General features: G+C 71.7%; 16 protein-coding genes and 1 pseudogene. 11 read left to right on the top strand and 6 right to left on the bottom strand.

Annotation, left to right across the window (positions count from 1 at the left end; translation table 11 throughout):
* Positions 1–8: 8 nt before the first annotated feature.
* Positions 9–3,194 (top strand): SUKH-4 family immunity protein, encoded by a 3,186-nt coding sequence (locus LJ657_RS18145; protein ID WP_232649660.1) that lies wholly within the window; start codon positions 9–11, stop codon positions 3,192–3,194.
* A gap of 246 nt (positions 3,195–3,440) precedes the next feature.
* Complete coding sequence (locus LJ657_RS18140; protein ID WP_232649659.1) at positions 3,441–4,328, top strand: cellulose-binding protein; 888 nt, start codon at positions 3,441–3,443, stop codon at positions 4,326–4,328.
* Positions 4,329–4,490: 162 nt separating this feature from the next.
* Here the strand turns inward: LJ657_RS18140 and LJ657_RS18135 are convergent, their stop codons facing one another.
* From LJ657_RS18135 to LJ657_RS18125, 3 genes are all read right to left on the bottom strand, one after another.
* Entirely contained in the window at positions 4,491–6,104 is a 1,614-nt protein-coding gene (locus LJ657_RS18135) for a sodium/solute symporter (protein WP_232649658.1), read from the bottom strand.
* Positions 6,101–6,550: a DUF485 domain-containing protein gene (locus tag LJ657_RS18130; protein WP_232649657.1), complete on the bottom strand. Its 450-nt coding sequence runs from the start codon at positions 6,548–6,550 to the stop codon at positions 6,101–6,103. Before LJ657_RS18130 ends, LJ657_RS18135 begins: the two co-directional genes overlap by 4 nt.
* Positions 6,551–6,764: 214 nt before the next feature.
* Entirely contained in the window at positions 6,765–8,219 is a 1,455-nt protein-coding gene (locus LJ657_RS18125) for an MFS transporter (RefSeq protein WP_232649849.1), read from the bottom strand.
* Between the two features lie 470 nt (positions 8,220–8,689).
* On the opposite strand from LJ657_RS18125, the gene LJ657_RS18120 reads away from it, so the two are divergent.
* The 3 genes from LJ657_RS18120 to mfd all read left to right on the top strand — a co-directional run bounded on the left by LJ657_RS18120 (position 8,690) and on the right by mfd (position 15,971).
* The gene (locus LJ657_RS18120) at positions 8,690–9,478 is read left to right on the top strand and encodes an ABC transporter ATP-binding protein (protein ID WP_232649656.1); all 789 of its coding nucleotides are present in this window, start codon (positions 8,690–8,692) and stop codon (positions 9,476–9,478) included.
* Positions 9,475–12,042, top strand: coding sequence for an ABC transporter permease (locus LJ657_RS18115; RefSeq protein WP_232649655.1), 2,568 nt, complete (start codon positions 9,475–9,477; stop codon positions 12,040–12,042). Before LJ657_RS18120 ends, LJ657_RS18115 begins: the two co-directional genes overlap by 4 nt.
* A gap of 398 nt (positions 12,043–12,440) precedes the next feature.
* Positions 12,441–15,971 carry a transcription-repair coupling factor gene (mfd, locus tag LJ657_RS18110; protein ID WP_232649654.1) on the top strand — a complete coding sequence of 1,177 codons (3,531 nt, stop codon included), beginning with the start codon at positions 12,441–12,443 and terminating at the stop codon, positions 15,969–15,971.
* A gap of 123 nt (positions 15,972–16,094) precedes the next feature.
* On the opposite strand, the gene LJ657_RS18105 is transcribed toward mfd, so the two are convergent.
* Positions 16,095–16,280, bottom strand: a complete 186-nt coding sequence (locus tag LJ657_RS18105) for an antitoxin (protein ID WP_232649653.1) — start codon at positions 16,278–16,280, stop codon at positions 16,095–16,097.
* Positions 16,281–16,473: 193 nt separating this feature from the next.
* On the opposite strand from LJ657_RS18105, the gene LJ657_RS18100 reads away from it, so the two are divergent.
* Positions 16,474–17,190, top strand: a complete 717-nt coding sequence (locus tag LJ657_RS18100) for an HNH endonuclease family protein (RefSeq protein WP_232649652.1) — start codon at positions 16,474–16,476, stop codon at positions 17,188–17,190.
* 29 nt (positions 17,191–17,219) lie between these two features.
* Positions 17,220–17,954, top strand: a pseudogene (locus tag LJ657_RS18095) (N-acetyltransferase); the annotation flags it as partial.
* 45 nt (positions 17,955–17,999) lie between these two features.
* Here LJ657_RS18095 and LJ657_RS18090 read toward each other — a convergent pair.
* On the bottom strand, positions 18,000–18,716 hold the full coding sequence (locus LJ657_RS18090; RefSeq protein ID WP_232649651.1) for a hypothetical protein: 717 nt from the start codon (positions 18,714–18,716) through the stop codon (positions 18,000–18,002).
* Between the two features lie 250 nt (positions 18,717–18,966).
* Positions 18,967–19,650: an Rv1352/Rv1906c domain-containing protein gene (locus LJ657_RS18085; protein WP_232649650.1), complete on the bottom strand. Its 684-nt coding sequence runs from the start codon at positions 19,648–19,650 to the stop codon at positions 18,967–18,969.
* Positions 19,651–19,862: 212 nt separating this feature from the next.
* Here LJ657_RS18085 and LJ657_RS18080 point away from each other — a divergent pair, with 212 nt between their 5' ends.
* The 4 genes from LJ657_RS18080 (at position 19,863) to LJ657_RS18065 (ending at position 25,277) form a co-directional block, all read left to right on the top strand.
* Positions 19,863–22,001 (top strand): N-6 DNA methylase, encoded by a 2,139-nt coding sequence (locus tag LJ657_RS18080; RefSeq protein WP_232649649.1) that lies wholly within the window; start codon positions 19,863–19,865, stop codon positions 21,999–22,001.
* A 142-nt stretch (positions 22,002–22,143) separates the two neighbouring features.
* Entirely contained in the window at positions 22,144–22,746 is a 603-nt protein-coding gene (locus LJ657_RS18075; protein ID WP_232649648.1) for a YppG family protein, read from the top strand.
* 38 nt (positions 22,747–22,784) lie between these two features.
* Entirely contained in the window at positions 22,785–24,278 is a 1,494-nt protein-coding gene (locus LJ657_RS18070) for a serine/threonine-protein kinase (protein WP_269786638.1), read from the top strand.
* A gap of 171 nt (positions 24,279–24,449) precedes the next feature.
* A complete protein-coding gene (locus LJ657_RS18065) occupies positions 24,450–25,277 on the top strand; it encodes a glycoside hydrolase domain-containing protein (protein WP_232649647.1) in 828 nt (275 codons plus the stop codon).
* Positions 25,278–25,424: the final 147 nt, after the last annotated feature.

Raw genomic sequence — 25,424 nt, 5'->3', positions numbered from 1 at the left:
GCGTTGCGATGGTGACTTTCGCGCAGGCGCAGGAGCGCGCCGAGGAGTGGATCAACGGGGATGTGCCGTCGTATCAGCATCGTGAGGTGCGGGTGCGGGAGTTCGGGCTCGGGTTCGTGGTGTGGGCCGAGGACCGGGCGGAGGGGCCGCGTTCGGACGGGGGTCTGCAGCGGCTGGTGATCGCCCGGGACAGCGGTGAGGCGACGTTGTGGCCGTCGTTGCCGGTGGGTGAGGTGATTCGCCGGTACGAGGAGCGGTACGGCCGTGCGGACAAGGCTCCGGAGCGGGTGCCTGCGTCTTCGGCGCGGGTGGATCTGAATCAGACGTCGTTCCTGCTGAGTCCGCCGGAGTGGTTGCAGGAGGCGGCGGACAAGCTGGGGATGGCGGATCGGCGGGGTGGTGCGGCTGCGGCGGGTTCGTCGGGTGCCGGTGCGGGGTGGCCGGAGGCCGGGGCGAGTGATGCGCCCGGTGGGCCGGGTTCGCCCGCCGGGGGGACTCCCTGGGCCGGGACGGACACCAACGGTGGCGGTGAGGACCTTTCCGTCCCGCTGCCCGCGACCGTGTTCGCGCCGCCGTTGAACGATGGGGGCGAGGAAACGCCGTCGGACGCCGAGACGGCGCTGATGGCGGGCGGCAGCAGGCTTCCGCGGACGGCGGTGGAGCCGGCGTTCGATGAGCCGGGGGCTCCGGGTGTGCCGGGCGGTACGCCTCCGCCGCCCCCGGGCTATGGGTATCCGCAGGGTGCCGGCCCGGTGCCGGGTGGCACTCCGCCGCCGTCTCCTCCGGGGTATGGATACCCGCAGGGTGCGGCGGTGCCGGGGCCGCCTCCGCCTCCGCCTTCGCCTTCGTCGTACGGCTATCCGCAGGCGCCGGGTGCCCCGCATGCGCCGACTTCCTACGGCTATCCGCAGGCGCCCGGGGCCCCGTCGCGACCGCTTGCGCCGAACGCCGGGGACATCGCCGACGCCGCGACGAGCAAGGCGGCTCCTTCGCCGCGCCAGGGCTCGGCCGTGCCGCCTCCGCCGGGCGCCCCCGGGACGCCGGGTGGGCGGCCGGGGAGCGCGCCTCCGCCGGGGCCCGGTGCGGGTGGGTACGTGCCGACGCAACTGGTGTCGGCGCTCGGTCCGGACGGCCCCGAGGGTGCTGCCGGGCCGGGGGCTCCGCAGTCGCCGGCGCCTCCGGTTGGTGGCCCGAATCCGCCCGGCGCCCCGAATCAGCGGGGCGTCCCCCACCCGCCCGGCGGTACGCCTCCGGCCAACGTCCACCAAGCGGCCACGATGCTGGCCGACCCCGGCCGGATGGGGCCGGGCGCGCCGCAGCCTCCGGGTGCGCCTGGTGTTCCGGGTGCCGGTGCGCCGCAGCCTCCCGGTCCTCCCGGGGTTCCGGGTGCGCCGCAGCCTCCCGGTGCCCCGGGCGGGCCCGGTGCGCTGGCGTTTCCCGGCGGGCCGGGTGGACCGAGCGCGCCCGGCGCGCCATTCGCCCCAGGTGCTCCGGGCATGAATGTGCCGCCGCCTCCTGCGGCTCCGGGTGCGTCTGGTGCACTTGGTGTTCCGCAGCAGTCGGGTGGTCCTGGTGTGCCTCCGCCGCCGGGCGCTCCCGGTGGCCCTGGCATGCCCCAGCCTCCTGGTGCTCCTGGTGCTCCTGGTGGTCCCGGCGTCCCGCAGCCTCCAGGCGGCCCCGGAGGCTCTGGCTTCCCCCCGCCTCCGGGCCCTCCGGCTGGTCCGGGCGCCCCTGGTGGTCCTGGTGGTCCTGGTGTGCCCCAGCCTCCGGGCGCTCCCGGTGGCCCTGGCATGCCCCAGCCTCCCGGTGCTCCGGGCGGTCCCGGCGCCCCGCAGCCTCCCGGCGGCCCCGGTGGGCCTGGCTTCCCCCCGCCTCCCGGTGCTCCTGGTGGCTCTGGGGTCCCGCAGCCTCCGGCTGGTCCCGGTGGTCAGGGCGTCCCGCAGCCGCCGGGCGGACCCGGTGCCCCCGGCACCCCGCCGCCCCCTGCCGCCCCCGGTATGCCCGGTGCCCCCGGTGCTCCGGGCGGTTCCGCCGGTGGTCGAGGTGCCGTGCACCATGCGGAGACCGTGCTGGCCGGGCCCCCCGTGGGTGCGCCCGGTGCGCCTCCTGTCGGCGCCCCCGGCGCGCCCCCGCAGGCTCCCGGCATGGCGCCGACCGGTGCTCCGCAACCGCCCGGTGCGGTGCCGCCGCCCGCGTACGGCTACCCGCAGCCGCAGGGGCAGCCGACGGTGGGGCCCGGGTATCAGGCCGTGCTGCGTTACCGTGCGCAGGACGGGTCGGAGCAGCAGTTGATCCGGCGGTCGGCGCCGGGTACGCCGCACCCGGAGTGGCAGATGTTCCACGAGCTGCGCGGTATGAACGTGCCGCCGGACCAGGTGCTGGAGCTGCACACGGAGTTGGAGTCGTGCGAGCTGCCGGGTGCGTACTGTGCGCGGATGATCCGCGAGCAGTGGCCGCAGGCGCGGATCACGAGTATCGCGCCGTACGGGACGGATCACGCGAGCCGGCAGCAGGGCATGCAGCAACTGCTGGTGCATCAGGGCGAGTTGCACCAGGTGGCGGACGGTCCCGCGCGTCCGGCGCCGGTGCGGGCGCCGTTGCCGCCGGTGCAGGCGGCGGCGCCGATTCCGCCGGAGGCGGTGGGGCAGGAGCTGGCGGGTGCGTTCGGGCCGGGTGTGTTCCGGTTCGAGCAGGCTGCCGTGTCCCGGCAGGGTGTGCCGCCGGTGGTGGCGCACTCGCTGGTGGCGGCTGGGCTGCCGGGGGACATGGGTCCGTTCTTCTGGGCGCAGGCCCAGCCGGGGCGGCCGGTGCCGACGCTCGCCGAACTCGCGCAGGAGCGCGGGGTGCAGCCGGCCTCGGACGCGGGCTCGTATCTCGTCATGGGCAGCGACTTCGGCCGGGCGGTCTGTGTGCAGTACGGCACCGCGAACATCGTGGCCGTGCCGGTGGAGGCGGGCCCCGGCGGTGCGCCGGTGCCGCCGCAGTTCGTGAACACGGGGCTGCCCGAGTTCCAGCGGTGTCTGGCGCTGCTGGGCCGGATGTGGCGCCTCAGGTTCGGGCTGAACCAGGAGCAGGCGGGCCGTTGGACCGTCGACTTCCAGGCCCAGCTGGCCTCCCTGGACCCGGCGGCGCTCGGTTCGCCGGAGAGCTGGTGGTCGGTGCTGCTGGAGCAGATGTGGGACGGGCTGCTGTGACGTACCACTGCTGACCCGTCACCGCTGACGCAGCGTTCCCGAGAAACCCGAACTGCTCGGAAAACCTGATCCTGAAGGGCCGGGCCGGTCGTCCTGACCGGCCCGGCCCTTCCGCGTCCGTACGCCGATCGCGATCCGCGTACGGAGTGTCGCGTTATGAACACTTCTGCCCGATATATCAAGATGTGCGCGAAATCATCATTGCGCGCCCGTACGGCGGAGAGTTCGGCGGAGAGGGGTTCCAGGATGAGCAGCACACCGATCTCGCCCCATGGCTTCGGGGCCGTTCGGGGGCGCGGTTACTGTCCCGAACAGGTCGAAGTCTTCGCCGAGGCGCTCTCCCTGGACCGGGATGCCGCCTGGGAGCGGGCGGCCCGGCTCACCGTGCTCGCCAAGGACATGGAGGCGGAGGCCGCGCTGCTGCAGGAGACCGTGTCGCAGCTGTCCCCGCAGACGTACGAGGCGCTCGGGGAGGGTGCCCGGCATCTCTTCCAGATGGTGCAGGCGGAGGCCGCGGCGGTCCGGGAGCGCGCCCGGCAGGAGGCTCACCGGCTGGTGGGGGAGGCGCAGGCGCACGCGAGCAGCGTGCTCGACGCCGCCCAGGCGCACGCCGACGCCGTACGCGCCGACGCCGAGGAACACGCTGGTCAGCGGCTCATGGTGGCACGCGCCGAGGCCGACGAGATCCGCATCGGTGCCCGGCGCGCGCTGAAGGAGGGCCGGGGTGACCTGCTGTGCGTGCTCAGGGAGGCACGGCAGCGCGCCACCGTGAAACTCGCCGAGCAGGCCAAGGAGTTCGCCGAGCGGTGGGACGAGGTGGAGCAGGCCGAGGCCGAGCGCGCGGCGGCACACGATGCGCGGCACGCCGGGCGGGCGGCTCGGGCGGATGCCGAACTGACCGAGGCGAAGCGGGAGTTCATGGACGCGGAGGAGTACGCCCACCGCTGCCAGGAGGAGGCGAACGCGCGCGCCGCGGAGATCCTCGCGGCGGCGCGGCTGCGGGAGGAGCAGATCGCCCGGGAGACGGAGCAGGAGCTGCAGAAGCACAGCGAGCGGGCGGACGAGATGCAGGTGCAGATGGACAACGTACGCAACAGCCTCACGGCGTTGACGGGGTCGGCCCCGGGGGAGTGACGGGCGGGACGGAGGCGCCTGGCACCGACCGCGCCTTCGTCCCGCCGACCACGGTCAGCTGTGCATCGGTCCCGACGGCCACGGTCAGCTGCGCGTCGGTCCCGCCGGCCGCCGGCGTGCATGTGCCGACCCGCCGACCGCGGTCATCCGTGTTCCGTCCCGTCACCCGCCCCTGCGCACCGCCCCCGCCAGGATCCACCCCTCCACCGCCTCGTACTGGTGCCGCTGTTCCTCCGATGCCCGGCGGCCGGAGAGCACCGTGCCGAGCCAGCCGAAGGCGAAGCCCAGGGGGATCGTCACCAGGCCGGTGGTGGTGAAGGGGAACCAGTTGAAGTCGGCGTCGGGGAAGGCGGAGACGGGGGAGCCGGAGACCAGGTTGGTGCCTGGCATCACGAGCAGGACCGCGAGCGTGCCGCCGATCAGGGTGCACAGCAGGCCCAAACGGGTGTAGCGGCGCCAGAAGAGGCTGTAGACCAGGGCGGGGGCGATCGCGGAGGCGCCGAGGCAGAAGGACAGGGTCACCAGAGGTTGCAGGCTGCGGTGCTGGACCAGGGTGGCCAGCAGGATCGCCGGGATGCCCACCGCGAGGGCCGAGACCCGGGCGAGCAGCATCTCGCGGCGCTCCGACATCTCCCGCACGCGGGTGGCGAAGACGTCGTGGGCGAGGGAGTTGGCGCAGGCGAGGATCATCCCGGCGACCGAGGCGAGCAGAGTCAGGAAGATCGCCGTGGTGACGGTGGTGAACAGGAAGGTCTCCGGCGCCGACACGTTCGTACCGAAGGCGGCCCGTGAGCCGAGCAGGTAGGCCGTGTTGCCCTGCGGGTCGGCCTGTGCGATCACCGCCCGGCCGATCAGGGCGGTGGCGCCGAACCCGACGACCGTCATGATGAGGACGAACAGCACCACCGACGACACCGCCCACGACATCGAGCGCCGCACCTGACGGGCGCTGCGCGCGGTGTACATGCGCATGGTGACGTGTGGCAGGCAGGCGCCCCCGACGACGATCGTGAGCTCCGAAGTGATCATGTCCAGACGGGGGGTGGGGCTGCCGGCGAACTCGACGCCGGAGTGCAGGAAGGAGGACCCGACCCCGCTCTGTGCCGCGGCCGCGTTGAACAGGGCGCCCGGATCCCAGTCGAAGCGCCGCAGTACCAGCAGGGCGACCACGGCGCCCGAGCCGAGCAGCATCACGATCTTCAGGATCTGGATGAGGGCGGTGCCCTTCATGCCGCCGATCGCCGCATAGCTGATCATCAGGGCGCCGAGCCCGATGATGCAGCCGGTCTTCAGGGAGTCGCCGGAGAAGCCGAGGATGAAAGCCAACAGCTGTCCGGTGCCCGCCAGTTGGACCAGCATCAGCGGCAGCAGGGCGGCGATGGTCACCACACAGGCGGTGATCCGCACTCCCCGGCCCGGCATACGGCGGGCAAGCGCGTCCCCCATCGTGAACCGGCCCGCGTTCCGCAGGGGTTCGGCCAGCAGGAACATCAGCAGCATCAGCGACAGGGCGGTGCTCAGGGCCAGCGCGATCCCGTCGTAGCCGCACAGGGCGATCACGCCGCCGGTGCCCAGCACGCTCGCCGCGGAGATGTAGTCGCCGGCGATCGCGAGGCCGTTGCGCATGGGGGAGAGGGAGCTGTACCCGGTGTAGAACTCGTCGAGGTCGTCGCCGTCCGGGCCGGTCATCACGCACAGCAGCAGGGTGATCGCGGCGACGGTGGAGAAGGCGACGAGGGACATGGCCTGGGCGTTTCCGCTGAATCCGGTCGTCATCGTGCCGCCTCCCGCTTGGCGTCCAGCTCGGACTGCTTGCGGATGCGGTCCGCGATCGGGTCGACGTAGCGGCGGGCCGTGTGCTCGTACAGCGCGATCGCCAGCCAGGTGACGGGTATCTGGAGCAGGGCCAGCAGCAGCCCGGTCGGCAGCCCGTCGATGGCGGTGGTCGTCATGAACGACGGTGCGAACGCCGAAAGGATCAGGAACAGCGTGAAGTAGCCGAGCGCGGTGAAGGTGGCGGTGCGCCGCTGCCAGCGGTGTGCGCTGCGCAGGATCCGCAGGTCGCTGTGGTGCCCGAGAGCGGGCTGCGGAGGGCGGCGCCTTCCGGCCGGTTCGGGCGGCGGCGGGGTGGGCGGCATCCACGGGTACGTGGCCTCGTACGGCAGGGACGTGTTCTCGGGTGCATGGCGGTACGGGTGCGACGGGGACCGGTCGTAGGACATCCCGGTGCTCCTTGCGTGGCTCGGGTCCTGTGCGGGGGACCGCAGGGAGGTTGGGGGGCGTGCGGAGCCACGCACGCTACTCGCCGGTTTCAGGCCGCGCGACGTTTTCACCAAACTGGCCGGTCGGTATGCGCTTACTATTCTGACCTGCGGTGTTACCCGCGTTAACTCGGACTTTTGCGGCCGGGGAGCGGCTGGTGCCCCCGTCGGACCATCAGTCCTGGAGCACCGGGAAGCGGCTCGGCGCCAAGAACAGCAGCACCAGGAACGCGACCGCCGCCGCGCACCCCGCGCCCACATACACCGCGTGCACCGCGTCCGCGATCGCCCGCCGTGTGGTCTCCGGGACCGCACCGGCGCCCAGGCCCCGCGTCACCGAGTCCAGGTCGCCCGCGCCGCCCAGCCGCGAGGCCAGCACCCCGTTGGCGACCGCGCCGAAGACCGAGGCGCCGACGGTCTGGCCGGTCTGGCGGCAGAAGAGGACCGATGCCGTTGTCGTGCCGCGTTCCGCCCAGCCCACCGTCGACTGCACGCCGACTATCAGCGGGAGTTGGAACAGGCCCAGGGCCGCGCCCAACAGCAGCATCAGCAGGGCCGGCTGCCAGGCCGAGCCCGGGTAGGGCAGGAACGGGAACGCGAACAGGAGCAGCGCCGCGATTCCGATGCCCAGCATGGCCGTGTTGCGGAATCCGATGCGTCCGTACACGTGCTGGCTCAGGGCCGCCGAGACCGGCCAGCTCAGCGTCCAGACCGAGAGGACGAAGCCGGCCGCCACCGGGGCCAGGCCCAGCACCGACTGTGCGTACGTCGGCAGGAAGACGGACGGGGCCACCATCAGCAACCCCAGTGCGCCCAACGCCAGGTTCACCGCCGCGATCGTACGGCGGCGCCACACCCAGCCCGGGATGATCGGTTCCGCGGCCCGGCGTTCGATCACGACCACGACGCCGGCCAGCGCAAGTCCCGTACCGAACAAGGCGATTGAGGGTCCGGACAGCCAGGGCCAGGCCACCCCGCCCTGCACCAGGGCCGTCAGCAGGACGCCCCCGCACGCGAACACCGCCAGCGCGCCCGCCCAGTCGATACGGGGGCGGCCCGTGGACTCCCTTTCCGGCTCGTGCAGATGGCGGACGACCAGCCACAACGCCAACGCGCCGATGGGGAGGTTGACCAGGAAGATCCAGCGCCAGTCGGCGTAGGCGGCCAGGACGCCTCCCACGCCCGGGCCGGCCACCGCCGACACCGCCCACACCGTGGACAGCTTGGACTGGATCTTCGGGCGGTCCTTGAGCGGGTAGAGGTCGGCGGCGAGCGTCTGGACCGTGCCCTGGAGCGCCCCGCCGCCCAGGCCCTGGAGGATGCGGAAAGCGATCAGCGCGCCCATGTTCCAGGCCACCGCGCACAGCAGCGAACCGGCCAGGAACACCGCCGCGCCCGCGATCAGGACCGGCTTGCGGCCGAAGGTGTCCGACAGCTTGCCGTACACCGGGAGCGTCACCGTCACGGCGAGCAGATAGCCGGAGAACAGCCAGGAGAAGACCGAGAAGCCGCCCAGGTCACCGACGATCTGCGGGACGGCCGTCGAGACGATCGTGGCGTCGAGGGCGGCGAGCGCCATGGCCAGCATGAGCGCGGCGACCACGGCGCCGCGTCTGCGTGTGTCCGGCATCCGGTCGGTTGCGGCCGTCCGTATGTCCGTCTCCCCCTGGTCCACAGGATTCCTTCCCCTTGCATCTGTCCGCCGCCGGACAGCTTCCCACTTGACCCTGACGCGACGGGAGGGTGGAAGCTGACTGGGCCGGTGGGTGGACCGCAACCCCGAGAACGTCTCCACCCGTCGGTGGACTGCCCCTAGGGGTTCCTCCGTACTACGGCCCGGGGAGGGTTCGTACCGTCGGAGGAGGAGAGCGGCCGAGGCCGTCCTTAACCTGGTCTTACGCCGCTGGGGAGCCGGTGAGGGGTGGTTGACCGAACCGGCGGGGGTGGGGTTTTCCCCAGCACAAGAGGGTGCCGGGCACCAGCGCGCCGGACCCCTCTCCGGCGCCAGACTCAACCGCGTAACCAGCACAGCACGACCGGCAGGACCGGGCCGACGCAGCAATCGTGCGTCACCTTCGTAACCGACATAGGAGAAATACCATGACTTCGGCCGTGACCATTCCCAGGCACGGGGGCACTGGAGGGCGTACGGCCGTTGCCGCGCGGGCGCGGCAGGTCGTGAAGGCGTACGGGGCCGGGGAGACCCGTGTCGTCGCCCTCGATCATGTGGATGTGGACATCGCCCGTGGGCAGTTCACCGCGATCATGGGCCCCTCGGGGTCCGGCAAGTCCACCCTCATGCACTGCCTGGCCGGGCTCGACACCGTCTCGTCGGGGCAGATCTACCTCGACGAGACCGAGATCACCGGGCTCAAGGACAAGAAGCTCACCAAGCTGCGCCGGGACCGGATCGGGTTCATCTTCCAGGCGTACAACCTGCTGCCGACGCTGAACGCGCTCGAGAACATCACGCTGCCCATGGACATCGCGGGCCGTAAGCCGGACAAGCAGTGGCTGGGGCGGGTCGTGGACACGGTCGGGCTCTCCGACCGGCTCAGGCACCGGCCCACCCAGCTCTCCGGCGGCCAGCAGCAGCGCGTCGCCGTGGCCCGTGCGCTCGCAGCGCGGCCCGAGATCATCTTCGGTGACGAGCCGACCGGAAACCTGGACTCCCGTGCGGGAGCCGAGGTGCTGGGCTTCCTGCGCAGGTCGGTCGACGAGCTGGGGCAGACCATCGTGATGGTCACGCACGACCCGGTGGCGGCCTCGTACGCGGACCGTGTGCTGTATCTCGCCGACGGCCGGATCGTCGACGAGATGCACAAGCCGACCGCGGACGCCGTCCTGGACCGTATGAAGGACTTCGACGCCCGGGGGCGCACGTCATGACCGTGCTGAAGACGTCGATGCGCAACTTCTTCGCGCACAAGGGGCGGATGGCCCTGTCGGCGATAGCCGTGCTGCTGTCGGTGGCCTTCGTCTGCGGGACGCTGGTCTTCACCGACACCATGAACACCACCTTCGACAAGCTGTTCGCGGTCACCGCGTCCGATGTCACCGTCTCCCCGAAGGCCGCGAAGAGCGACGACACACCGCAGAACGGGGTGCCCGAGTCGCTGCCCGCCTCCGTGCTGCAGCGGGCCCGCACGGCCGAGGGCGTCAAGTCGGCCGAGGGCGGGGTCAGTTCGATGAACGTGACCGTCGTCAACAGCCACAACGACAACATGGGATCCAGCACCGGCGCACCCACCATCGCCGGCAACTGGACCAGCAACGACCTGCGTTCGATGGAGATCACCTCCGGGCACGCCCCGCGCGGGCCGACCGAGGTGATGGTCGACGCCGACACCGCCGACAAGCACCACCTCAAGATGGGCGACGAACTGCGCACCATCGCGCAGACCGGCGACTTCAAGGCGAGGATCGTCGGCATCGCCACCTTCAAGGTGACCAACCCCGGTGCCGCCGTCGTCTACTTCGACACCGCCACCGCACAGCGCGAACTGCTCGGCGCCACCGGCCGGTTCACCCAGATCGGCATCACCGCCGCGGCCGGCGTCTCCGACACGCAGCTCAAGCAGAACATGGCGCAGGCGCTCGGTACGGGGACGTACAAGCTGCAGACCGCCAAGGAGAACGCCGACGAGAACCGCAAGGGCGTCGGCGCGTTCATGAACGTCATCAAGTACGCCATGCTCGGCTTCGCCGGGATCGCGTTCCTGGTGGGCATCTTCCTGATCATCAACACCTTCTCGATGCTGGTCGCCCAGCGCACCCGCGAGATCGGCCTGATGCGGGCGATCGGTTCGTCCCGCAAGCAGGTCAACCGTTCGGTGCTGGTCGAGGCGACGCTGCTCGGGGTCGTCGGATCCGCGCTCGGCGTCGGGGCCGGTGTCGGTATCGCGGTCGGCCTGATGAAGCTCATGGGGTCGATGGGCATGGACCTGTCGACGCGGGACCTGACGGTGAAGTGGACCACGCCGCTGGCCGGCATGCTCCTCGGCATCGTCGTCACCGTCCTCGCCGCCTACCTGCCGGCCCGCCGCGCCGGCAAGGTCTCCCCGATGGCCGCACTGCGCGACGCCGGTACGCCGGCCGACGGCAGGGCGGGCTGGGTACGCGCCCTGATCGGGCTCGTCCTCACCGGGGCCGGAGGGGCCGCCCTGTACGCGGCGGCCTCGGCGAAGAAGGCGACCGACGGATCGGGGATGCTGGGCCTCGGTGTCGTACTGTCCCTGATCGGCTTCGTGGTCATCGGCCCGCTGCTGGCCGGCGGGGTCGTCCGGGTGATCAGCGCGGTGCTGCTGCGGGCCTTCGGTCCGGTCGGCCGCATGGCCGAGCGCAACGCGCTGCGCAACCCCAGGCGTACGGGTGCCACGGGCGCGGCCCTGATGATCGGCCTGGCACTCGTGGCCTGCCTGTCGGTGGTCGGCTCCTCGATGGTCGCCTCGGCGACGGGCGAGCTGGACAAGTCGGTCGGCGCGGACTTCATCGTCCAGGGCAAGCAGCGGATCGTCCCGCAGGCCGAGAAGGCCATGGAGCAGACACCGGGCCTGGCCCACGTCACCCGCTACAAGCAGCTCGACGCCACACTGACCTCGCCCGACGGGCAGAAGGACACCGACGGCCTCACCGCCGCCGACCCGTCCTACGCCCAGGACCTGCGCCGCGCGACCACGGCCGGCACCCTCACGGCCGCCTACGGCACCGACGCCATGTCGGTCGGCTCCAAGTACGCCAAGAAGCACGGCGTGCACGTCGGCGACACCCTCTCGGTCGCCTTCAAGGGCGGCGCCACGGCCAGGCTCAAGGTCGCGGCCATCACCGACGACGACGTCGCCATCGACCAGGGTGCGCGCTACACCAGCATCGCGACGATGAAGAAGTACCTCCCGGCCGGCAAGATCCCGCCGAACGTCATCATGTTCGCCAAGGCCAGGGACGGCCAGGAGAAGCAGGCATACGCGGCCCTGAAGACGGCGCTGAAGCCGTACCCGCAGTACGAGGTCCGGGACCAGACCGACTACAAGCAGGAGCTGAAGGACCAGATCGGCCAGCTCCTGAACATGGTCTACGGCCTGCTGGCACTCGCGATCATCGTGGCGATCCTGGGTGTGGTGAACACCCTGGCCCTCTCGGTGGTCGAGCGGACCCGTGAGATCGGTCTGATGCGCGCCATCGGCCTCTCCCGCCGCCAGCTGCGCCGCATGATCCGCATGGAGTCGGTCGTGATCGCCCTGTTCGGCGCACTGCTGGGCCTGGGCCTGGGCATGGGCTGGGGCGCAACCGCCCAGAAACTCCTCGCCCTGGAGGGCCTGAAGACCCTCGAAGTGCCCTGGCCGACGATCATCGGCGTCTTCATCGGCTCGGCCTTCGTGGGCCTGTTCGCGGCACTGATCCCGGCGTTCCGGGCGGGCCGGATGAACGTACTGAACGCGATCGCCACCGAGTAGCGATCGGTCACAGCCACCGCACACGGGGGTTGCGGGGGAGCGCCCGGTGCCGGGGAGTCCTGGGGGACTCACCGGCACCGGGCAGTTTTGTCTTTCGTCTTTCGGCCCGTCCGGCGTCCTTTGTCTTTCAGCCCGTCCGGCGTTTGAGCTTTCAGCCCGTCCGGCGTTTGAGGACGAGGCCGTTCAGGCCGAAAGCGGGGGTCTGGGGTGCGCAGCCCCCAGGGACGGGACGGGAAGGGGCGGCGGGGGCGAGAAAAGCCGGGGCCCGGCGCCCCCGCGGCGGACGTTGTCCACAGCCTCCGGCACCAGCGCCGACGCCGACGTACGCTGGAGACCCCCGGCCCGGTCACCGCGTCGGGCGATTCGCGTTGCCCACCCCCGGACGAAAGCCGCCCCGAATGAGCCTGCACGGTCTGCTCGACGCCGTCGTCAAGGACACCGCCCTCGCAGAAGCCGTCAAGGCGGCCGCAGACGGCAACCGCATGCACGTCGACCTCGTCGGCCCGCCCGCCTCCCGCCCCTTCGCGGTCGCCGCCCTCGCCCGCGAGACCGGCCGCCCCGTGCTGGCGGTGACGGCGACGGGACGCGAGGCGGAGGACCTGGCCGCCGCCCTGCGCTCACTGCTGCCGCCGGACGGCGTCGTGGACTACCCGTCCTGGGAGACACTCCCGCATGAACGGCTGAGCCCCCGCAGCGACACCGTGGGACGACGCCTCGCCGTCCTGCGCCGCCTGGCCCACCCCCGCCCCGACGATCCCGAGACCGGCCCGGTCTCCGTCGTCGTGGCGCCCGTACGGTCGGTGCTGCAGCCGCAGGTCAAGGGCCTCGGGGACCTGGAACCGGTGGCTCTGCGCACCGGGCAGACCGCCGACCTGAACGAGATCGTGGAATCCCTCGCCGCGGCCGCGTACGCGCGCGTGGAGCTCGTCGAGAAGCGCGGCGAGTTCGCCGTACGAGGCGGCATCCTGGACGTCTTCCCGCCCACCGAGGAACACCCCCTGCGCGTGGAATTCTGGGGCGACGACGTCGAGGAGATCCGCTACTTCAAGGTCGCCGACCAGCGCTCCCTGGAAGTCGCCGATCACGGCCTGTGGGCGCCGCCCTGCCGTGAACTCCTGCTCACGGACGACGTACGCACGCGTGCCCGCACCCTCGCCGAACTCCACCCCGAGCTCGGCGAACTGCTCGGCAACATCGCCGAGGGCATCGCTGTCGAGGGCATGGAGTCCCTCGCCCCCGTCCTGGTCGACGACATGGAGCTGCTGATCGACGTCCTGCCCAAGGGCGCCATGGCCGTCGTCTGCGATCCGGAGCGGGTACGCACGCGTGCCGCCGATCTGGTCGCCACCAGCCAGGAGTTCCTGCAGGCGTCCTGGGCGGCGACGGCGGGCGGCGGCGAGGCCCCGATCGACGTCGGCGCGGCCTCGCTCTGGTCCATCGCGGACGTACGGGACCGGGCGCGCGAACTGGACATGATGTGGTGGTCGGTCTCGCCGTTCGCGGCCGATGAGGAACTCGACGCCGACACCCTCAAGGTCGGCATGCACGCCCCCGAGACCTACCGCGGCGACACCGCCAAGGCCCTCGCCGACACCAAGGGCTGGCTCGCCGACGGCTGGCGCACGGTGTACGTCACCGAGGCCCACGGCCCGGCGGCCCGTACGGTCGAGGTGCTGGGCGGCGAGGGCATCGCGGCCCGCCTCGACGTCGAGCTCGGGGCGATCTCCCCGTCCGTCGTGCACGTGGCGTGCGGCTCGATCGACTACGGCTTCGTCGACCCGGCGCTCAAGCTGGCCGTCCTGACCGAGACCGACCTCTCCGGCCAGAAGGCGGCCGGCAAGGACGGCGCCCGGATGCCGGCCCGCCGCCGCAAGACCATCGACCCGCTCACCCTGGAGGCGGGCGACTACATCGTCCACGAGCAGCACGGCGTCGGCCGCTACATCGAGATGGTGCAGCGCACGGTGCAGGGCGCCACCCGCGAGTACCTGGTCGTCGAGTACGCCCCCGCCAAGCGCGGCCAGCCCGGCGACCGCCTGTACATCCCCACCGACCAGCTGGAGCAGATCACCAAGTACGTCGGAGGCGAGGCCCCCACGCTGCACCGCCTGGGTGGCGCCGACTGGACCAAGACGAAGGCACGCGCGAAGAAGGCCGTCAAGGAGATCGCGGCCGACCTGATCAGGCTGTACAGCGCGCGCATGGCGGCCCCCGGCCACACCTTCGGTCCGGACACCCCCTGGCAGCGCGAGCTGGAGGACGCCTTCCCGTACGCGGAGACGCCCGACCAGCTCACCACCATCGCCGAGGTCAAGGACGACATGGAGAAGTCGGTCCCGATGGACCGGCTGATCTGCGGCGACGTCGGCTACGGCAAGACGGAGATCGCGGTCCGGGCCGCCTTCAAGGCCGTACAGGACGGCAAACAGGTCGCGGTCCTCGTCCCCACCACCCTGCTGGTGCAGCAGCACTTCGGGACGTTCAGCGAGCGGTACTCCCAATTCCCGGTCAACGTAAGGGCGTTGAGCCGCTTCCAGACGGACACCGAGGCGAAGGCCGTCCTGGAGGGCCTGCGCGAGGGCTCGGTGGACGTCGTCATCGGCACCCACCGCCTCTTCTCCTCGGAGACGAAGTTCAAGGACCTCGGCCTGGTCATCGTCGACGAGGAGCAGCGCTTCGGCGTCGAGCACAAGGAGCAGCTGAAGAAGCTGCGCGCGAACGTCGACGTACTGACGATGTCCGCGACCCCGATCCCCAGGACCCTGGAGATGGCGGTGACGGGCATCCGCGAGATGTCCACGATCACCACCCCGCCGGAGGAGCGCCACCCGGTGCTGACCTTCGTCGGGCCGTACGAGGAGAAGCAGATCGGCGCGGCGATCCGCCGTGAACTGCTGCGCGAGGGCCAGGTCTTCTACATCCACAACCGGGTGGAGTCCATCGACCGCGCGGCCTCCCGCCTGCGCGAGATCGTCCCCGAGGCACGGATCGCGACGGCCCACGGCCAGATGTCCGAGTCCACCCTCGAACAGGTGGTCGTCGACTTCTGGGAGAAGAAGTACGACGTCCTCGTCTCGACCACGATCGTCGAGTCCGGCATCGACATCTCCAACGCCAACACCCTGATCGTGGAGCGCGGTGACAACTTCGGCCTCTCCCAGCTGCACCAGCTGCGCGGCCGGGTGGGGCGTGGACGCGAGCGCGGGTACGCCTACTTCCTGTACCCGCCGGAGAAGCCCCTGACGGAGACCGCCCACGAGCGGCTAGCCACCATCGCCCAGCACACGGAGATGGGCGCGGGCATGTACGTGGCGATGAAGGACCTGGAGATCCGCGGCGCCGGCAACCTGCTCGGCGGCGAGCAGTCCGGCCATATCGCGGGCGTCGGCTTCGACCTGTACGTCCGCATGGTCGGCGAGGCGGTCGCCGACTACCGGGCCTCCCTGGAGGGCGGGGTGGAGGAGGAGCCGCCCCTGGAGGTCAAGATCGAGCTCCCCGTCGACGCGCACGTCCCGCACGACTACGCCCCCGGCGAGCGGCTCCGCCTCCAGGCCTACCGGGCCATCGCCTCCGCCAACACGGAGGAGGACATCAAGTCCGTACGCGAGGAACTCGTCGACCGCTACGGCAAGTTGCCCGAACCGGTGGAGAACCTGCTGCTGGTGGCGGGCCTGCGGATGCTCGCCCGCGCCTGCGAGGTCGGCGAGATCGTCCTGCAGGGCAACAACATCCGCTTCGCGCCGGTGGAGTTGAGGGAGTCCCAGGAGCTCAGGGTCAAGCGCCTCTACCCGGGGACCGTCATCAAGCCGGCGGTCCACCAGGTGCTGGTCCCGCGCCCGAAGACGGCGAAGGTGGGCGGAAAGCCGTTGGTCGGGCGGGAGTTGCTGGGCTGGGTGGGGGAGTTCCTGGCGTCGATCCTGGGGTCGTAGGGCCGCAGAAGAAGAGGGGCAGGGTCGTAGGGCCGCAGAAGAAGAGGGGCATGAGAAGCCGTCCGCGGGAGGCGGGTTCCGCGGACGGCTGGCGTTGTGGCCCCAGGGCCGTCGGCCGTGGCCTTACGGCTGTTCGGGCCTGTCGCGATCCATGCCGAGCTGTCCCTCGATGCGCTGCTGGGCCTCGTCGACCTGGTTCTCGTACTTGTCGCCCGTTCTCTCGTTGACCTTGCGTTCCGCCGCGTCGGACATGTCCTTGGCCTTGTCCTGCATCTGGCGGTTGCTCTTGAACCTGTCGAAGATGCCCATCCAGAGCTCCTTCCCGAGGTGACTCAGGATCGACGATACGGCCGTTGAGGGCGGAACGCCCACTTTAGTCCGGTTGTGGTCTGGACCTCCCGAGTGCCACCGCGCGCCCTGTCGCTACGGTGTGCGGAAACTCGTACGAGGGAAGACCGTCCGTGCGGGGGCGGGACTGCTCAGGCAAAGGGGAGGGCGCACCGTGAGGCGTCTTAGGGGCGGGGCTGTGGCCGCCGTCGTGCTGGTGTTCGCCGTGGCCGGATGCAAGGCGGAGACGAAGACGGGGGCCGGTGGGCCGACACAGACCGGAGGCGGGGGCGCGGCCCTCTCGGCCGCCGAGTCGCTGACCGTGAAGGGAAGGGCACCGAAGACGGGTTACGCCCGGGACAGGTTCGGCGCCGCCTGGGCGGACACCGACACCAACAGCTGCGACACCCGTGACGACATCCTCAAACGGGACCTGCGCGACGTGAAGTTCACCGGCGGCACCTGCAAGGTGTCGTACGGCGTCCTGGAGTCGGACCCGTACTCCGGCCAGAAGGTGACCTACAAACGTGGCCGCAGCCTGGTCGACATCGACCACATGGTCGCTCTCTCCGACGCCTGGCAGACGGGCGCCAAGTACTGGGACGCGAGGAAGCGCATAGCCCTCGCCAACGACCCGCTCAACCTGCTCGCCGTCGACGCGAGCACCAACCGCTCCAAGGGCGACGGCGACACCGCGACCTGGGTGCCGCCCAACAAGGCCTACCGGTGCACGTACGTCGCCGCCCAGGTGGCGGTGAAGAAGAAGTACGGGCTGTGGGTGACCGCCGCCGAGAAGGCCGCGATGGAGAAGGTGCTCGGGACCTGCCCGGGGCAGAAACTCCCGTCCGGCGGCAACCCGACGGAGGCGCCGGCCAGGTTCCACGCGGACTGACACGGGGGTGCCCGGGGTCACGTGACCTCATGGAGCTGAAGGTGTCGGGTCTCGCCGCACGCCCGGAGATGCTGCGGCCGGTGCTGGACATGCCCGACAGCCGGCCGCAGTTCACGGCCCAGGCCCCGGTGGGCGACTCCCACCACGGGCGGATTCCCGCCGAGTTCCCGCAGTACGTGCTGTTCGCCGAGGACGAGCGGGGCGAGGTCGTCGCGCACGCGTACAGCGTGCCCTTCCGGCTCACCGCGGAGGGCGGCGGCGAACTGCCCGCGGTGCTGGGACGGGGTGCTCGTGCGGGCCTTCGCCGACCTGCGCCGCGGCGTGCGCCCCGACACGGTCTGCGCGATCTCGATCGTGGTCGCCCCGCACGTCCAGAGCCGCGGCCCGTCCGCCAGGACGCTCTGCGCGATGCGCGACAACGCCCGCACCCACGGCTTCACCGAAGCCGTCGCCCCGGTCCGCCCCAGCGCCAAGCACCTCGAACCGCACACCCCCAGCGAGGAGTACGCCCACCGCGTACGGCCCGACGGGCTGCCCCACGACCCGTGGCCGCGCGTGCACGCCGGGGCCGGCGCCACCGTCGAACGGGTGGCACCGGCCTCCATGACCGTCTCCGGCTGGAACAGTGGCGCGGCTGGACGGGGCTGCCCTTCGACAACCAGGGCGACATCGAGGTGCCCGGGGCGCTCGTGCCGGTGCGCTGCGAACCGGAGCGGGGATACGCGGTGTACGTCGAGCCCAACGTGTGGATGCGGCACCGGTTGCAGCCCGGGACGGAGCGGCCGGGGGCCGCGTCGTCGGTGCCTCGCCTACTTCTTCAGCGCCGCGAGGACCGCCGTCGTCACCTTCTTCGCGGACGCGGCGCCGTTGTCGCCGCCCGCCGTGGACAGCACGGTGATCACCGAGTTCCCGGCCCGGGTCGCGATCAGCGAGGTGCCGTTCTCCCAGGTGGCACTCGTCAGCGTCATCGAGTAGCCCTCGTCGCCGAGCCCGGCCGTGGACTTGCCGGCGAGCTTCACCTTGGCGTGCGCGTCGGTGTCCGTGAACGTGGCGCACTCGGTGGCGACGGTCCGCAGCTTCTTCATCACCGCGGCGGCCGTGGTGCCCTGGAAGGTGTCGATCTCCTGGGCGACCTCCTGCGTCTTGTCCTTGTTCGCGTAGTCGTTCTGCGCGAACGACACGCCCCCCTTGTAGCCGCTCACCTGGATCCAGGACGTGGCCTCCAGCTTGGTGCAGTCCGGCTTCGCGGTGCTTTCGCCGGAGGCGGAGAGGAAGGTGCCACCGGTGTCCGTGGAACCGGCGGCCTCAAGGGTGAGCCCGACGGGGAAGGCCGACGCGGGTGCCAGCGCCTTCTTCAACTGCGTACCGGTGGGCAGACCGGCGTTGGGGTCCTTCGCCTTGGCCGCGACCGCCTTGTCGGAGGAAGCCGCGCCCCCGTTGCCGGAGGAACCGGACGAGCAGGCGGTGAGGGCCAAGGGGAGTGCCGCGACGGCGAGCAGGGTGGCGACACGGGGCGAGAGGCGCATGACAGTCCTTCAGAGGATGGTGCTGACGGGGGAGTGCACGGCGTGCCGTACGTCGGCCGGAAGCGGCCGGGGCGCGGGGGGTGGGGTGTGGGGCCACCCGTCGGAGCCGGTGGAACCGGCTCGGTCGGCGGCGAGCGGTCATCGTAAGCGTGGGGGCGGGGGGCAGCCGGATCCGGGGTGGGGCCCGGGCGGCCGGGGACCCGGCGCCGTGCCGGGTGCCCGGGCCGCGGCGGTCACGGGAGGGGCCGGGTCAGGCCGTCTTCTTCCAGTCGCCGCAGCCGGTGGTCTTGAAGTAGCCGTCCGAGGCGCCGATCGTGACGACGGCGGTGCCGGTCACGTTGTTGTTCGCGATGACCGACCGGAGCGAGTGATCGGCGTCCTTGGCGCGCTCCCAGTAGCAGGAGTCGTCCTTGTTGCCGGTGGACCTGTAGGTGCCGGGGGCGATGTCGGAGCCGACTCTGAACATCCCGCCGTCACCGGCCATCCTGGCGGCGGGGGTGCTCTTCGCCTTGGCGTCGACGGCTTCCCAGTCCTTGCAGCCGTTCGACTTGAAGAGCTTGTCGGTGGCCTTGACGGTCACGTAACTGGTGCCGCTCACATTGTCGTTGGCCAGGATCGAGTCCGTCTCGCCCTTGGCGTCCTTGGCGCGCTCCCAGTAGCACATGCCGTCGGTGTTGCCGGTGGTGCGGTAGGTACCGGGCTTGACGTCGGAGCCGACCTGGAAGTCGCCGTCCCCGGCGAACGCGGCCTTCTTCTTCTCGGCGGCCTGCGCCTTCTCGCCCCCGGAGCCGTGCTGCGCGGAGGCCGAGGAGCGCTTGCCGGAGCCCGAGTCGGAGGCGGAACCGCTTCCCTTGGCACCTGCGTTCGCCGATACGGCACCGATGACCACGACCCCCACGACGGCGCCCAGCGCGATCTTGCCCTTCATGCCCATGGCGATGTCCCCCCTCGGACGTTCGGATGTGGCGACCGCCGTGGTTCCGGCGGTTGCCGTTCACGGTGTTCGCTGGGTCAATAAGAGCAGAGCTTGTGAACCGAGTCAACACGATGCACGGGGCCGAGTGTGTACACGGGCGTGAATGCATGGATCTTGCGTGCGTCGGTATGCTCGGCGTCACAGTGCGGACAACGAGGGGAGCCGGGCGGGTGCAGGACAACGCGACAGAGGTGACCGCCGCCGGGATCGCCCGGCTGGCCGGCGTCGGCCGCGCCGCCGTCAGCAACTGGCGGCGCCGCCACTCCGACTTCCCCAAGCCCGTCGGCGGCACCGAGACGAGCCCGTCCTTCGCGCTCGCCGAGGTCGAGGGATGGCTGCGCAAGCAGGGCAAACTCGCCGAGGTACCGCTCCGTGAACGCGTCTGGCAACAGCTCGCCGGGCACCCCGAGGGCCCGGTCACGGCGTTGACGCACGCCGGCTGCGCACTGCTGCTCATCCATGACCGGCCGACGGTCTGGCTGGAGGCGAGCGCCGGATCGGACGAACGGCTGGCGGCGATGTTGACGGGGGCGCTGGAGGAAGTCCTCGTGCCGCGCTTCGGGGCGGCGGTTCGAGGGCTCGGTGTTCACAGAGGATCGGCCGGAGGGGGACCGTCAGGTGTGAACTCCCCGCCTGCTGTGAACGCCGCCTCCGCCGCCTCCCTCCCCACCCCGGTTCCGCCCGCCGTGCACACCCCTTCCGGCCCCCAGCTCCTCTCCTCCGCCCCCCTCCTGCGCGGTGTCGCCGAACTCGCCGCCGCATCGGGTGCCCGCCAGACCTTCGAGTTCCTGCTCGGCCGGCACCTCGACGCCAACCCGCGCCAGTACACGCTCACCCCCGCAGAACTCGCCGGCCTCATGGCCGACCTGGCGGGCCCCGCCCGCTCCCTCCTGGACCCCGCCTGCGGCACCGGCGCCCTACTGCGCGCCGTGGCCCCCCGCCCCGACCAGGAGCTCTACGCCCAGGACAGCGCCCCCGACCTCGCCGCGCTCACCGCTCTCCGCCTCGCCCTGCACACGCAGGCCACCGTGCGCGGCGCCGCGGGCGACACCCTGCGCGCCGACGCCTACCCGGAGCTGCGCGCCGACGCCGTCCTGTGCCACCCGCCGTTCAACGAACGCAACTGGGGCCACGACGAACTCGCCTACGACCCCCGCTGGGAGTACGGCTTCCCGGCCCGCAACGAATCCGAGCTGGCCTGGGCCCAGCACGCGCTCGCCCGCCTGCGCGACGGCGGCACCGCCGTCCTGCTCATGCCACCCGCCGCCGCCTCCCGCCGCTCCGGCCGCCGCATCCGTGCCGACCTGCTGCGCCGCGGCGCACTGCGCGCCGTCGTCGCCCTGCCCCTCGGCGCGGCACCCCCGTACAACATCCCGCTCCACCTGTGGGTGCTGCGCCGCCCCGACAAGGCGCCCGCGCAGCCCGAGGTGCTGCTCGCCGACACCGGGCAGTACGCCACCGAAGGGCGCGGCGGGCCCGACTGGCGGGCCGTGCGGGAGGCCGTGCTCGACGCCTGGGGCGCCTTCGACCGGGCCGGGACGCTCGACGAACGCCCCGGCCTGGCCCGCTCCCTGCCCGTCATCGACCTCCTCGACGACGACGTCGACCTCGCCCCGGCCCGCCACCTTCCGCCGCCGGCCCCGGGCGGCGGCGCAGACGAGCTGACCGCCGTACGCGAACGCCTCGGCGCGACCCTCCGGCTGACCGCCGACCTCACCCCGCCGCCCGCGGACCACGCACAGCCCGCGCCCCGCTGGCCGTTCACCACCGTCGGTGAACTCGCGCGCGGGGGAGCGCTGGTGCTGCGTACCGGCGGAAACGGCGGCCACGCGCGCGTGCCCGTCCTCACCGACCACGACGTCCTCGCCCAGACCGCCCCCTCCGGAGCCCTTCCCGAGAGCGACGAGGACGCCGTGCTGACACAGCCGGGCGACGTCGTCGTGCCGGTGCTCGGCGGCGGCTCGGTGTCGCGCGTGATCGACGACGCGACCGCGGGCGCCGCCCTCGGGCGCAACCTCGTCCTGCTGCGCCCCGATCCCGCGGCCCTCGACCCCTGGTTCCTCGCCGGCTTCCTGCGCGGCACCGCCAACAACCGCCAGGCCAGCAGCTACGCCTCCACCGCCACCCGCCTCGACGTGCGCCGCCTCCAACTGCCCCGGCTGCCCCTGGAGGAACAGCGACGCTACGGCGAACGCTTCCGCGCCCTCGACGACTTCGAGCGCGCCCTCAGGCACACGGGCCGTCTCGGAGAGCAACTCGTACGCGGGATGTACGACGGACTGACGGACGGGACGGTCGCACCGGACTGACACGTTCCCGATCGGGGCACGTGACCAGCGCGACAACTGTTGGGTACAACCCGGGACGCGTTGTCCTTGTCGGCCTATACGCTCGGACCCGGTACTCACGCCGGTACTCACGTCCGTCCCCATCAGGCCTCCAGGAGCAGCCATGCAGGGCCACGGCTACGCCGCGCCTCCGCCCCGTCGACCCTCGACCGGGGTGCTGGTCCTGCTGCGCGTGATCTTCGTGGCGGTGGCGCTCCTCAGCATCGGATTCCTGGCGTGGGTGGCGACGCTCCGCGCGGCGATCGTGACCCGCAGGGCCGCCGACTGGTGGATCTTCGCGGCCTCGGTGGTGGTCCTCGGCATCAGCTTCGGCTTCCTGAGCACCGACCACACCGATGACTTCAGCACCCCGAACGGCAACACGGGCATGATCATCCTGCTGCTGAACGCCGTGGTCTGCGCCGGCTACTACCTCTACGCGGACATACGTCACTTCCACCGGCCCCACCAGGCCTACGCCGGGCAGCAGCCCAGCGCGCCGGGCTACGGCTACCCGCAGCCCCCGTCGCCGTACGCGGCCACGCTCCCGCAGACGCCGGTGGCGCCCGCGCCCGGGCACCACACCCCCATACCCGTGCCGCCGCCCCCGCCGCAGCGCCCCGCGCCCGCCCGTATCGACCAGGTGCGCGCCGAACTCGACGAGCTCAGCGACTATCTGCGCCAGCACCCCGGCCACTCCGAGGGCAACCACGAGGGCGGAAGGTGACCGTGGCGGCAGGACGGGTCGTCGCCGGCCGCTATGCGCTGTCGACGCTCATCGGGCAGGGCGGCATGGGCCAGGTCTGGACGGCGTACGACCAAAGGCTCGACCGGCGTGTGGCGGTGAAGCTGCTGCGCCCCGACAAGGTGGCCGGGCAGGAGGCCGACGAACTGCGCCGCCGGTTCGTGCGCGAGTGCCGGGTGACCGCGCAGGTCGACCACCCCGGTCTGGTCACCGTGCACGACGCGGGCAGCGAGGGCGAGGAGCTGTTCCTCGTCATGCAGTACGTCGACGGCGCCGACCTCTCCGACCACCTCGCCGAGCACGACCCGTACCCCTGGCAGTGGGCGGTCGCGGTCGCAGCCCAGCTGTGCGCCGTGCTGAGCGCCGTGCACGCCGTGCCGATCGTCCACCGCGACCTCAAGCCGCGCAACGTGATGGTGAAGCAGGACGGCACGGTCACCGTCCTCGACCTCGGTGTCGCCTCGGTCATGGACGCCGACACGACCCGCCTCACCCACACCGGCACACCCATCGGCTCGCCCGCCTACATGGCGCCCGAGCAGGCCATGGGCGGCGCGGTCGGCCCGTACACCGACCTGTACGCGCTCGGTGTGCTGCTGCACGAACTCCTCAGCGGCGACGTCCCGTTCGCGGGCTCCACGGCGCTCGGCGTGCTGCACCGGCACCTGTACGAGCCGCCGGTGCCCGTACGCCGTATCCGCCCCGAAGTTCCCGAGCCGCTCGAACACCTCGTCCTGCGCCTGCTCGCGAAGGACCCGCAGCACCGTCCGGCGTCCGCGCAGGACGTGTACGAGCACCTGGCGCTGATGCTGCCCGCGCGCGGGACGCCCACCGGGGCACCCCTCGACCCCACGCGCCCCTTCCTGCGCCCGCACGCCCCGTGGCCGGACCGCGCGCGTACCCCCGCGCCGCAGCCCGCCCCCGTCTCGCCCGTGCCGACCGCGGCCGAGAAGCCCGACGTCGCGCGCGCCGTCGACGAGGTCAAGCGGCTCCTCGGCGAGGGCCGCATCACCCAGGCCGTCGACATCCTCGGCGCGATCCTGCCCGCCGCCGCCGAACAGCACGGCGAGCACTCCCCGGTCGTCCGCACCCTGCGCAAGCAGTACGCGGCCACCCTCATGGACGACGGCCAGTACCGGCGCGCACTGCCCGAACTGCGCCGCCTCGCCGACGAACGCGCCGCCGAGGCGGGCCAGGCGGACCCGCATTCGCTCCGCTTCCGCTACGAGGCCGCCCAGTGCCTGGAGTCCCTCGGTGAACCGGCGGCGGCGCTCGCCGAGTACCGCGCGCTGCTGCCGTACTACGAGAACCAGTACGTGGCCGGCGACCCCGAGCTCGCCCACGACGTCCGCCGCCGCATCGGCCTGCTCCTGCTCGCCCTCGGCGACCGCACCGCCGCCCACGACACGCTCGCCCGGCTGCTGCTCGACGTGGACCGGCTGCGCGGCCCGGGCCACCCGCTCGCGGCCGAAATCCGCCGCACTCTGGGGTGGTTGGGGCAGGTGCGCGGCTAGTTTTTACCGAGCCGTGAGGGATTCTTGTGATCTTTGAGGGCTTACGTTTCCCGAACGCATGACCGGCGCCGGATAGGTTGCCGTTCGTTTTACGCCAGGCGACGCAGAACCAGACAACGCACAACACGCGACGCACGACACACGCGACGCGCAACCAGGGGTGGGGTACACATGGCAGGCCATCGGCAGTCCAAGAAGCGCAGATACGTCACCTGGGCCGTCGCCGGTGCCGCCGTGGTCGCGGGAGCCGGTCTCGCCGCGCAGAGCTCCATGGCCGCCACCGCCTGGCCCGCGCAGAAGACGTACACCGGACGCGCCTTCGACACCTGCGCCGCGCCCTCCCTCTCCGCGATGAAGGCATGGCACGGCGGCCTCTACGGAGCCGCCGCCGTCTACGTCGGCGGCAGGAACCGCGGCTGCTCCCAGCCCAACCTGACCGCCTCCTGGGTGAAGTCGGTCAGCACGGTCGGCTGGAAGCTCATCCCGCTCTACGTCGGCGCCCAGCCGCCCTGCCAGTCGGGCTCCAGCCCCGAGAAGCTGACCGCCACCACCGCGGCCTCCCTCGGCAGGACGGACGCGGACGACGCCGTCGCCAAGTCCGCCGCGCTCGGCATGAAGGCCGGCAGCCCGATCTACCTGGACATGGAGTCGTACGACATCACGAACACGTCGTGCAACAACGCCGTGCTCACCTACGTACGCGCCTTCGACAAGGAACTGCGCGCCAAGGTGTACCGCGCGGGCTACTACGGCTTCACCAGCTCCAGCGCCAAGGCGATCGCGAACGCCACCGACAAGACCGATCTGCCGGGCAACCTCTGGTACGCCCTGTGGGACAAGCAGAACACCACAGCCACGGACTGGCCGTTCGGCGCCACCCAGTACACGAACCACAGCCGCGGTCACCAGTACCTGGTCAACAGCAAGGAGACGCGGAACGGCTACACGATCACCGTGGACCGTGACGCGTGGGACGCCCCGGTGGCCATCACCGGCTGACCCCGGTACGCGCGTGCAGGCGGCGAGGGACGCGGCGGTGCCCGAAGTCGTGGTGAATCGTTGGTCGAATGGGTTGGCCACAGCCGACCCACTGCCTACCATCGATCACCGCAAGACCTTGTGCACCGTCGCACAATCTCCTCGGGA

The organism is Streptomyces guryensis (assembly GCF_021261325.1).
In the GTDB taxonomy this organism is placed as follows: Bacteria; Actinomycetota; Actinomycetes; order Streptomycetales; family Streptomycetaceae; genus Streptomyces; species Streptomyces guryensis.
Note: the sequence above shows the minus strand (reverse complement) of the source record. Positions and strands in the feature narration are given on the sequence as shown.